Genomic DNA, 12009 nt, shown 5'->3' on the forward strand with positions numbered 1-12009 from the left:
CTACCAGTATAATGTCCAATCTTTATAAAAACGAAGAAGTGCTTCCATGTAGAAATAATCTCCCCAGATATTTGCCTCATCCACACCTTTTCCTGAATGCCATGAGTAAACACCATGAGTTAATAACCCATTTTCTTTTGCTAAATCAGTGTACGTGTAGTTCTTAATCAAACTACCTAATATAGCGTGAGAAGCGTAACGATACGTCATTGCCAATTCATCTGACTCTGGTAAATATTTCAACATCTCATTCATACCACATACCGCAATCGCTCCAGATGATGAATCTCTTGATTGACCACTGCCATCAGTAAAGATTAAATCCCAATATGGAACTAAATCCTCTGGTAAACGATTTAATAAATAGTTTGTAACAGCTTTAAAATCTTCTACAATGTAATCATTGTGTGTTTGATAATATTGAAGTGCCATACCATACACAATCCATGCCTGTCCTCGTGCCCAACTTGAATCGTCTGAATACCCTTGACGAGTCACGCCTTTTAATGGTTCACCTGTTTTAGGGTCGAAGTAGAATGTATGGAAACTTGAAGCATTTTCTCGAATCGCTGTTTTTAATGTTGTTTGATAGTGCTTGTCCGCAATATCTGAATACGTCATATCTCCCGTTTCTTCTGATGCCCAGTAAAGAAGTGGGATGTTTAACATGCAATCAACGATTAAACGGTAATTATCTTCTGCACCTAACTCGCCCCAAGCTTGAATGAATTCACCTTTTTCTTGGTATCTAGAAATCAGTTGGTCTGCTGCTAAAATGCTAGCTTTTTTAGCCTCTTCATTTCCTGTTAATTTGTATGCGCTCACACAAGACGGGATGTAAAGAAACCCTAAATCATGATGGTCAACTTCTATTTTTTCTTCAATACGATGTAAAAAATCTGTGACATGTTTGTCAGCTAATTGACGATATTTTTCATCACCGGTGTATTCATAAGCCAGCCATAACATTCCAGTCCAAAAGCCATTTGTCCACTCAATGTTTTTCATTTTCTCATAAAAACCATTTTTAGTAGCAGGACTTGGATACGTCTCACCAAATTTTTTAATATTCTCATCTACTAAAGCCACTGCATGATCCAGTGCATCGGTAATGTCTTTTTTAGATAGTAATCCTGATCCATAATAACGTTGTGCATTTAATAAATCTTCTTTTATCATCGCCACTTCTCTCCTTTATTAGTCTCACTTTATATAAAGCAAGTCACGTGCCAACTTTTTAAAACGCTTTATTTATAACGTTTTAAAAACGATAAATTGGATGTATAACCAAAAAAATTGGATTTACTTTATTAAAAAGTAAATCCAATTAGATTTGCTTGAAACAATTGATGCAAGTAGGATATTTCCCCTAAATCAACCGAGACATGATAGACTGACTCAAACCTTTCCAACCCTTGTTTAATAACATTTATAAAATAGGAGTGATTTTTACTAAACTCTTCTTCATCCATTAAAGTGTTTTGAACATACTCTCTAGTAATCACACGCTCAATCATACAACTGATATGAATATATAACGCTGTCTTCAAATTATTGGGAATTTTTATATCAAAAGCTTGTTCCCAATAATCAATCATCTCTGAAATTAACTCAATGGTTTTTTCTGGATTTAAAATACTTAACATTGTAACCAAATTCTCTAATGACAAGGTCTTCATGACACCATTATTCAAATATTGAATGTCCAGTGGGTCTAAATAACGCTCAAATATGGTTGCCAAATGCTTGTACCCATCTTCAGATACCACATCATCAATCCCAATATATTTCACACCGTCAACTTGTGGATCAGCTGTGCCTAAAATGCCAATAATATCATAACGATTAAACATCGTAGTATTGGTTTTCATTTTTTTCAGATGTGCATAATCGGATAAAACAAGTTGAATTGGCGTATTTTTAGGTAAATTTTCAGAAATGACTTCTTGTAATTTCTTGGCTGTCCCCATACCTGATTGGCACGAAATAATTAATGCTGGGACTTTTTTCTTATCCGGTTGGAACATAGAATAAGTTGAAAAATGCTGACGAGAAGATTCTTTTCCAATCATTTCAATATGTTCATTATTCACAATTCTAAAACCAACATCTAGCGCTAGTTGAGTTGAGACATTGTTGATAATCACAATTGATCCGTCCACACGATGCTCGAGCGCTTCTTTTAAGTCTTGTGTATGACCAATATCAATCAATATAATCGTGCCATTGGCTGTTTCATGCAAGGAAAGATAACGTTGCAGCTTCACGATAATCTCATTAAAACTCACATCTAATGACATATCAATTCCTTGATACACCTTTTGACCAATCATAGCGTTCGTTGTTTCCGCTAGACTAGATGCCGTGCTTTTTCCATGGCAAATTATCACACCATTGATTTGTTCTTTATGTTTCAAACGACGATAATAAGTAAAAATCATATTTAAAATCAAATAGTCCCACTCATTTAATTCAATATGGCCGATATTTGACATCTCTTTAAACAAATAAACAAATAAATCAACGGTATTCGTAACATACTCTAGCTTTTCTTTAAACAATTGATTGTACTGTTTTGCTCTATCGACTGCATACTCACTGTCTGATTCTCTAGCTAACAACAGCTCGATAAATAATAATAAAATGTCACGTGTTTCTGGCAATACTTCGATTTGATGCGTTTCATACATCACACGACAAACCTCATCAATCATGGAGACTAACTTGATTTTTAATGGCTTGTCTATCAACACTCGGTTATTAATTGATTTAAACTGTTCCTCTATTTTTTCAAACGACACATTAATCCAGTAATGCGAGTTAAGTTCTTCTCTCAAATATTGCTTACCAATGCTATCAAGCTCTCCATATAACACATCAAAAAACGTCGCAATCGATCGATAACTTGGGTCAATGACCGTCCCAGTCGGTGTGATTTTTATTTTATCTTTTGGCGTTAAATCAATTGCTCGAAACGCTTCTTTTTTCATATTATCAGGTAAATCACTAATCGAAACCGTTAATTCTTCCCCTAAACCCTGACGAACAAAGGCATTACCACAAATGTAACGGATTAAATTTTGTAATTCTCCTACGTTTCCAACAAATTTATAAGCTAATAAAAAATGAAACAGGGCATCTTCAATTAAAATATCTTTTTTCAGTAACAAAGCTTCTTGTCTAAAAAAATGATACAAGAATTCACGTTTTTCTCTAATACCACGACTTTCTAGTGACGGTACTTTCGCTACTATCGGAATACGTCTTGTGAATGTATCAAGCAAGTAATCATCCAATGTTTCAGTTGTCGCAAACATTAATCTCACATCTGCATGTGACCATGTTTCATTTTCTCCTACTGGCTTGTATTTTCCCTCATCAATAAAATAAAATAGTTTCTCTTGATTTTCTGGTGTTAAACGATGGACTTCATCTATGAATAACACACCTTTATCAGCTAATGCTAATAGTCCCTTACTATCCTCATCGGCTCCTGTGAAACTTCCCTTTTTGTGTCCAAATAATTTAGAAGATAATAATTCTGGATTATCTGCATATTCTGCACAGTTAAACATAATTAATGGGGCTGTGTCATCTAGTAAATCCATTTGTTTCGCATAATCATAAAAGCGCTTAACTAAATATGTTTTACCAGAACCAGTTGGTCCGGTTAAAAGAAACGGCATCCCCTTTGGTGGATAACTTAAAGCAATTTTCCCTTGCTTAATCACATGATTCAAACTACTTTGACTGCCAATCAACTGATCAAATACGTCGGTTTTATCTGCCAATAATTCCTCAAAAGAGTCATAAACAGATTTGGATAATTCTTGATTTAAAAAATCTGAGACCAATTGTTTTGGTAAATAATAGACTGGTTTAGAATTAATTTTGATTAATTCACCTTCTTTAAATAAATTATTTAAGTGGTGATTGACAATATTTGTTTTCTTTCCGGTCACCTCAGATATATGATGAGTTGTTGCAAAGTCACATGATTCTTCATTTAATGTATCGACTAATTCAAATCCTTGTTCTAAAAGCAGTAAATAATTTACTTTATTCATCCCTATCATCCTATACTCTGACTTTCTAGTGAAAAAATCCACAAGACGGTTATCTTGCGGATATAACATTAGGTAAAAAAATTATAGTTCATCTCAATCTATTTGTAAATTACAAATCAAACTCTTGACTATATTCTTTTCCAAATACTTCAATTTGTGTTAACGCTGGAAACGGTGAATCATCCTCATGTTTGATGAGATTTTTTAATGTCACACTCGTCACAGCAGTTGATGGAATGTCAAAGAATTGACGATCAAGAGCATTCGTTGTTTCAAGCACATACTCATCTCCTGTCGATAACTCTAAAGTCACACGTGTCCAGTAACTATCATGTGGATAATCTCCACGTAACACAAGTGCTACTTTATCAATTAATACTTCACGCGCAAAATCAATGGTAATTTGAGCGTCGACACGTTGATTGATGCCCCATGACTGGTACGGATATGACCCATGATTTTCATTAGCAACTATGCCATCAATCGCATTTCTAGCAAAGAAAGTTGAATCATTTCGTGTTTCAACATTTGCATAGGCATGAGGATAGCCTTTTGAATCATCTTTCTGATCGTGCGAATTTTTAGCTAAATTTCTGTAGGCGTTAATTTCATCTATTGTCGGTAACCACGCTTTAACAAAATGTCTAGTTCCTTTAAACACGTTTGGCGAATAAGCTAAACCTAACTTTTCATCTAAAATCACTTGATAGCGCCACGTGGTACCCTCTACATAAATCAAACTAGGCTCAATTGCTGCATCCATCTGTACCCACACTAGTTGATTTGGCTCACTTAAAGTCAACTCAAAATAATCTCCTAATTGATAGGGATAATTCTTAAAAACTAAGTACGTCTCACCTTCTCTAGAACGTTCTTGTTTTATTGTTTCTTTATTTTTTAACGATAAAGTTAACATGTTCTCATCCTTTCGATTAACGATTTATTTTACTTGAATCACTATTGATAAACTGCTCGACTTCGTCTTTTGAAATATATAGCGAATCTCCTGAATAAGTATGCTTTAATACAGACATACCCGTAGCCAACTCTATACTGTGTTGTGGGTCATCTTGTGTGAGTAACCCATGTAACATACCAGAAGAAAATGCATCTCCCCCACCAATTCGGTCAACAATATATGGTATATGGAAATTTCTTGATTGATACAGCTGACCATCGTGCCACAAATTACCTTGAAGATAGTTTTCATCAGTTGATACCACGTCACGTGTTGTCGAATAAATCACTGAAATATTTGGATACATCTCTTGCATTTTTTGACTATAATAAGTCAATTCATCGACAGTTGAAGCTGCGTTCTCAAGCGGTGTGACACCGAGTAGATTAATGGCATCTAATTTACCTGCAGAAAAAATATCAACAAATGGTAAGATTTTTTTATAAACATCTGATGCTTTTTCTAACGACCATAATTTTGCACGATAATTGCTGTCAAAAGAAACTGTTACCCCTCGTTCTTTTGCTCGTTTCATCAAATCACATGTTATAGTCACTAGATCCTCACTTAAAGCAGGTGTGATACCAGACACATGGAACAAGTCTACTCCGTCAAATATCGTATCATCTGCCCACATCGTTTCTTTTAGTTCTGCTAAACTTGAGTGCTTTCTGTCATATACCACACTTGTTGCTCTAGGACCTGCTCCTACTTCAACAAAATAAGCACCTAGTCTGTCTCCAGAATAATAAACATCTGAGGTAACCACACCATATTTACGAAAATGCTGTAATGCTCCTTGACCTAATGGGTTTTTGGGAACCACCGACAAAAGTGACACATCATGAGATAACCCACTTAGACCAATACTCACATTGGCTTCACTGCCACCATAATGGAAAAAAAGGCGTGAACTATCTTCTAAGTGTTGACCTTTCTCAGTTGAATAACGAATTAATATTTCACCTAATGTGACAACTTTTCCCATGCTAGTTCCCTCTTATTTCATTTAGTTTTTTCACGTAAGTCTGAGCATTCTCAGTCACCACGTCATAATTATCTCCAGTTAATCCTTTAGTTAAATTGCTGCCAATTCCAACTGCAATCACACCATTATCAAACCATTCTTGCATGTTATCTAAACTCACACCACCAGTTGGCATTAAATTCACATGAGGAAGTGGTCCTTTCACGTCTTTAATAAAGCGTGGTCCCACAATATCTCCAGGAAACACTTTAATAATATCAACTCCATAAGCTAATGCTGTATTAATTTCAGTAATAGACATACATCCAGGTAAATAAGGTATCTGATACAAATTACATATTTGAGCTACATCGGCATCAAATGATGGACTCACGATAAAATCGGCACCTGATAAAATAGCTAATCTAGCTGTCGTCACATCTAAAACGGTACCAGCACCAATTACAACCGAATCATCTTCTTTGTATTCTTGTGCTAAGTCTTCAATCACACCACTCGCATTTGGTGTCGTATACGCCACTTCAATAGCTTTAATATTACCTGCAACTGTTGCTTTTGAAATATTAACACCATCTTCTTTTGAGTTTCCACGAATCACGGCTACTAACCCACATTGTTGTAATTTTGATAATACTTGTACTTTTTTCATCAAATTTCCTCTTTTCTTTGATTAACAAATTGGTACCAAAAGACACCTAATAACATCATAAAAATGGCCAATATAATGGCTACCATGCCCCAGAATATGGTAAATGTTTGGGCAAGATACCCTGTAACGATTGGCATAGTGATACCACCTAATCCACCAATCACTAATATCCAACCTAGTGACATTGGATGTTTTTTAATGGATGAGCCTGCTATTGTCATAGCTGTTGGGTAAATCCCACCCATTGAAATACCTAAACCTAATACTGATACTAAAATCATGGTGATACTGTTACTGGCAAGTAATAGCCCATAAAAAATGGCACTACCAATACTAATAAGAGTAATCAATGTTCCCCGTGACAGGCGACTACCTGAGAAAACACAACCTAATCGACCAATTAAAATTCCTACCCATAATAACGACGAAATCATTTGAGATTGTTGGATAGTTAATAAATCAGACTGAATAAAATATGTCACCAACCAACCTGTGATAGCAGATTCTGCACACAGATAGAAAAAAATAATGATAATCGTATTCCAAAACAGTGAATCTTTAAAAAACGTATAATCTTTTTCTTTAGTTGTTTGATCTTTTGCTAAGCTGTCTCCTTCAATTGGCATATTAAAAAACATCATTTGAGAGACTACAATCAATCCTATAATTCCGACTAATAACCAACGCCATCCATTTAACCCAAATAACTGACCAAATAGCATCACTAAAAATGGCGATAACAATGCCCCAATTGCAAATAAACTATGTAAAAAATTTAATGCTGAAGGGTTACTATCTGTAATATCATTGACCGTCTTATTGTTAAAATTTGAAATACTTCCTCGACTAATTCCGGTAAAGAAAAAAGCAAATAAAAGTATCCACGGTGTTCCTACACCAATTATTAATAAAAAACCAATAATTACAAAACTACTTAAAAACAAAATCGATTTTTTCCGGCCATAATACAGCGGTAATATTCCGGCCACAAAACCTGCAATCAAATTTCCAGCCTGATGACTTGATAACAACATCCCACTGACTGTTTCGTTTACTGAATAAGCGTCACTCAATAACGGTAAAATCGAACCAAATACCATTGAGTACAATCCATTAACAAAAAATATAAAGAAACAACACCATAAAATATATTTATCTACTGCATTTAATTGTTTATAAAACGACATTTTTTCTACTCTCTACCATCTTTCTATTTAAAATAAAAAAGTAGCACGAGAATCGTGCTACTCGCGTGATTAAGGTTGTTTTCCTATATACGCTAAAATTCCACCGTCTACATATAAAATGTGTCCGTTAACAAAATCAGATGCTTCAGATGCTAAGAAGACTGCTGATCCTTGTAAATCTTCAACCGTTCCCCAACGTGCAGCTGGAGTTTTGGCAATAATAAAGTCATTAAATGGATGACCTTCTTCACGTAATGGAGCTGTTTGAGGTGTTGCAATATAACCAGGGCCAATTCCATTACATTGAATGTTATGTTCACCAAACTCGGCACAGATATTTTTCGTTAACATTTTTAGTCCGCCTTTAGCGGCTGCATAAGCACTAACTGTTTCACGTCCTAATTCACTCATCATTGAGCAAATGTTAATAATTTTTCCATGACCTTTTTCAATCATGCCCGGTAACACAGCTTTCGACATAATAAATGGGCCATTTAAGTCAATATCAATAACTTGTCTAAAGTCTTCTACTGACATATCTAACATTGGCATACGTTTGATGATTCCAGCATTATTTACTAGGATATCAATTGTTCCAACCTCTTCTTCTATTTGTTTAACTGCTGCATTTACGGCTTGTTCATCTGTTACATCAAACACATAACCTTTTGCATCAATTCCTGCTGCTTTATAGTTTTCAGCACCTTGAGCCACTGATTCTTCATTAATACTATTGTAGACAATCGTTGCTCCAGCTTCATGCAACGCTTGAGCAATACCAAAGCCAATACCATAAATCCCACCAGTTATTAATGCCACTTTGCCATCTAATCTAAATGAATCCATTGAAAATTTTGTCATTTTCTTACACCCCTATTATTTTAAGTCATCCATAGCGACCATATCCATGTCACCGTATGTGATGTTTTCGCCACACATTGCCCAGATAAATGTATAATCTGCTGTTCCCACACCTGTATGGATTGACCAACTTGGTGAGATGGTTGCTTGTTCATTTCCCATAACTAAATGTTTTGTTTCATCAGGTTTACCCATAAAATGGAAAACTTTTGTATCTGGATCCATATCAAAGTATAGGTAAGTTTCCATACGACGCTCATGTGTGTGACATGGCATTGTATTCCATGAAGAACCTTCTGCTAAAATAGTGTATCCCATTTGTAATTGACAGCTTTCACAAACGTTTGGATGAATATATTGATAGATTTTACGTTTGTTTAATGTTGTTGATTCACCAGTTTCCATCGGTGTGATATTATCAATGCTGATTTTCACATTTGGATAAATTTTATGTGCTGGTACTGACACACAATAGAATTTAGCTGGATTGCTGGCATCATCTGATTTGAATTGAATTTGTTTTGTTTCTTTTCCAATATAGTAACCATCTTGTTTCTTCATAGGTTCTTCTGTTCCATTGATAATAATAGAACCAGGTCCACCAATATTAATGACACCTAACTCACGACGTTCTAAGAAGTAATCAACACCTAATTCTGTTGATAATTTAATTTCTAATGCTTCATTGGTTGGTGTTACCCCACCAAAAATCATACGATCATTATGTGTGTAAGTTAATAATACTTCTCCTGGGACAAATAACTTTTCAACTAAAAATTCATCTCTTAATTGTTCTGTTGAAAAATGACGAATCATTTCTGGACTGCTTCCATATCTTGTTTCCATCTTCATGCCAAATTACCCCTTTTCTTATTTGGAAATAATATTTCTTATTAAGAAATCTATAACCTGATTATAGCGACTTCACCAAAAAAATGCAACCATTTTCATCAAGAATATGTATTCATGAACTCTTTATGCTAATATAAATCGAAAAAAGATATACAAAATGGCTGATTCTTCTGCTTCAACAGATAAACAATGGTACACAAAAGAAAACAGATAAACTTTATAAACAAAGAAAAATTGATATAGAACCAGCCATTAGAAATCTGAAGACTAATTTGCCGTTCACTCGTTTCTCTGTTAGAGGAAAAGACAAGGTAGTTAATGAATTAGTTTTTACATTAATGACAATAAACATAAGAAAATTAACTAGCTATAGGTAGTTGAAAAGTATGAATGAACTCAGAAGGGGCTTCCTCAAAAGTATTAGAATAAAAAAAGTCCCATGAAATCCGTTAATTACAACGTTGGTTTCATGGGATTTTTATTTTTATAGTTAAGTAATTTTTATTAAAAAGTTACTTTTGAGTTAGCCTATTTCTCAATGGGAGGAAATTGAAAATCTGCTTAAAACAGCATAGACCATTACACAAAATCAGAATGTGTCTGTCTATTGTTTTAACATTGCAACAGAATCGTATAAAGCAAAAAAATCTTTTAAACTTAGCTAAAAATAAAAAGGGATTTTTTATTTTATAGCATTGATTTGTTTTTAAAACGGTTTTTTATTGTATTTTTTTATAAACGCTGATTATAAAATTAAGCTAGACAACTAAAAAAAATCATTTGTGATACACTCAAATTGGATTTCCAACCAAAGTGAACAAGGAGAGTGATCACAATGACCTATACACATCTGACTACAGACGAGCTAGTTTTGATAGATTCTTATTACCATCAAAAGTTGAAATTTAATCAAAACAAACTACTAGGCTATTAATATAGCTAACAGCTTTTGACTTCCGTATTTTGATGAAGTAGGTTGACAGATTAACGAGATTTTATCTAGTTTTTAGATTTGCAACACATCCATACTATCTATGTTGGATAAGGGAAAAATTTTAATTCGCCAGAAACATATTCACCAACAAATATTTGATTAATATTTTTCAATCCAGCCTTATTTACTTCTGAGTTTAGCCAATCTAGATCTTTATGAATCATTTCAAGTATATCCATATCAGGTTGTCCATCAATAATCACAGGATATCTAGTTGATTCATCACCGTATTCTGTAATTGTTAATTGTCCATTTTGCTCTATAATTGCTCGTTTAACTTGAGACACGTCACTAATCCCATTTTCTCTCAACTTTAACATCAATTCACGCCCCTGTATTCCCTGCTTCATACATTGACCTACATTAATCATCCCATCTTTAATTAGTACTGAGGTCTTTCCATCAACAATTACTTTCATAAAATGAAAATTTTCTTTTAAATATTTAACTATCATAACCAGTATTGTCCAAATTAATAAAACAACTAGAAATTGTAGTACTGTAACAGATTCATTATAAATAACGCCTCCTATAATCCCCCCCAATACATAATTTTGAATCTGATCCATTGGAGATGATGGAGCTAAGTTACTTTTTCCCATAAGATTAATCTGAAATACAAGACAAATAATGCCTAAAATAAACTTAATAACAATTCCATTCACATTCATTTATTTTCAACTCCCTAATTTTTTTTGATAATTTCTCCGTTTAACAACGTAACTTTTTTCAAACTAAATGCAGACTTATCAGCATTTAGTTCAACCGAATAATAGGATTCATTCAATTTTATAATCGTGTTATCATTTAATTGATATGAATTTATGTATATATTATCTTTATCAATTTTTTCCTTTTCTGATAAAACATTAATAAAATTTAGAACTTCAGAAACTTGATGTTTTTGATTTAAGGATTGAGAATAATCCATGTATTGCATACAAGAAATTAATAATAGTGACAAAAAAGCTATAACTGCTAGATCTCTATACTTTGTTTCAAATCTTTTTTTTAAGAATACAATAATAAGAATAATAAGGCCAAATAGCAAAAACATACCTATGTATCGAATAATGTTATTTATACTTACTTGATTTTCAAGAATATCAACACTGTAAAAATCCATAAAAATTTCCCTCCTTCATAAAATTAACTTATTTCTAAAAATTGTTCATGATGCATGGGCACTTATTTTAAAACATAGTCTTTCCACTAATTTATTATCCTCTCAATTCTCTAGTATGCTCTGCACATTTGATTCAAGTTGAATCTTTAATAGTTACTTTGATATGAATATTTTTTAAAGGATGATCTATGAATAAAAGCAGTAATAGCAATATCCAAATTCCTTGTACAACATCTGTTAAAATCATTGGTCACTTTTTTACGAAGCATTCTACAAATGAGTTAGCGAACATTCCTCCCAACAATTTAGTTAGTAAAATGGACACGC

Annotated in this window: 11 protein-coding genes; 1 reads left to right on the top strand and 10 read right to left on the bottom strand. The window is 33.6% G+C overall.

Annotated elements, in window-relative coordinates; genetic code table 11:
- From MN187_RS09110 to kduI, 8 genes are all read right to left on the bottom strand, one after another.
- On the bottom strand, positions 1-1179 hold the full coding sequence (locus MN187_RS09110; protein WP_117973662.1) for a glycoside hydrolase family 88 protein: 1179 nt from the start codon (positions 1177-1179) through the stop codon (positions 1-3).
- A gap of 131 nt (positions 1180-1310) precedes the next feature.
- On the bottom strand, positions 1311-4067 hold the full coding sequence (locus tag MN187_RS09115) for a sigma 54-interacting transcriptional regulator (protein WP_242093893.1): 2757 nt from the start codon (positions 4065-4067) through the stop codon (positions 1311-1313).
- 109 nt (positions 4068-4176) lie between these two features.
- Positions 4177-4983: a hypothetical protein gene (locus tag MN187_RS09120; protein WP_117973666.1), complete on the bottom strand. Its 807-nt coding sequence runs from the start codon at positions 4981-4983 to the stop codon at positions 4177-4179.
- A 16-nt stretch (positions 4984-4999) separates the two neighbouring features.
- The gene (locus MN187_RS09125) at positions 5000-6013 is read right to left on the bottom strand and encodes a sugar kinase (protein WP_241699532.1); all 1014 of its coding nucleotides are present in this window, start codon (positions 6011-6013) and stop codon (positions 5000-5002) included.
- A 1-nt stretch (position 6014) separates the two neighbouring features.
- Positions 6015-6662 (bottom strand): bifunctional 4-hydroxy-2-oxoglutarate aldolase/2-dehydro-3-deoxy-phosphogluconate aldolase, encoded by a 648-nt coding sequence (locus MN187_RS09130; protein ID WP_242093895.1) that lies wholly within the window; start codon positions 6660-6662, stop codon positions 6015-6017.
- Entirely contained in the window at positions 6662-7849 is a 1188-nt protein-coding gene (locus tag MN187_RS09135; protein ID WP_241699530.1) for an MFS transporter, read from the bottom strand. The genes MN187_RS09130 and MN187_RS09135 overlap by 1 nt, the downstream gene beginning before the upstream one ends.
- Before the next feature lie 69 nt (positions 7850-7918).
- Positions 7919-8710, bottom strand: a complete 792-nt coding sequence (locus tag MN187_RS09140) for a gluconate 5-dehydrogenase (RefSeq protein WP_117973674.1) — start codon at positions 8708-8710, stop codon at positions 7919-7921.
- Between the two features lie 15 nt (positions 8711-8725).
- On the bottom strand, positions 8726-9556 hold the full coding sequence (gene kduI, locus MN187_RS09145) for a 5-dehydro-4-deoxy-D-glucuronate isomerase (protein WP_117973702.1): 831 nt from the start codon (positions 9554-9556) through the stop codon (positions 8726-8728).
- A gap of 188 nt (positions 9557-9744) precedes the next feature.
- Here kduI and MN187_RS09150 point away from each other — a divergent pair, with 188 nt between their 5' ends.
- On the top strand, positions 9745-9939 hold the full coding sequence (locus MN187_RS09150; RefSeq protein WP_371821060.1) for a transposase: 195 nt from the start codon (positions 9745-9747) through the stop codon (positions 9937-9939).
- A 655-nt stretch (positions 9940-10594) separates the two neighbouring features.
- Here the strand turns inward: MN187_RS09150 and MN187_RS09155 are convergent.
- Both MN187_RS09155 and MN187_RS09160 read right to left on the bottom strand, forming a co-directional pair.
- Positions 10595-11227 carry a DUF421 domain-containing protein gene (locus tag MN187_RS09155; protein ID WP_241699529.1) on the bottom strand — a complete coding sequence of 211 codons (633 nt, stop codon included), beginning with the start codon at positions 11225-11227 and terminating at the stop codon, positions 10595-10597.
- A 14-nt stretch (positions 11228-11241) separates the two neighbouring features.
- Positions 11242-11682 (bottom strand): DUF3290 family protein, encoded by a 441-nt coding sequence (locus tag MN187_RS09160; RefSeq protein ID WP_241699528.1) that lies wholly within the window; start codon positions 11680-11682, stop codon positions 11242-11244.
- Positions 11683-12009 lie beyond the last annotated feature (327 nt).

This window comes from Vagococcus sp. CY52-2 (genome assembly GCF_022655055.1).
Taxonomy (GTDB): Bacteria; Bacillota; Bacilli; order Lactobacillales; family Vagococcaceae; genus Vagococcus.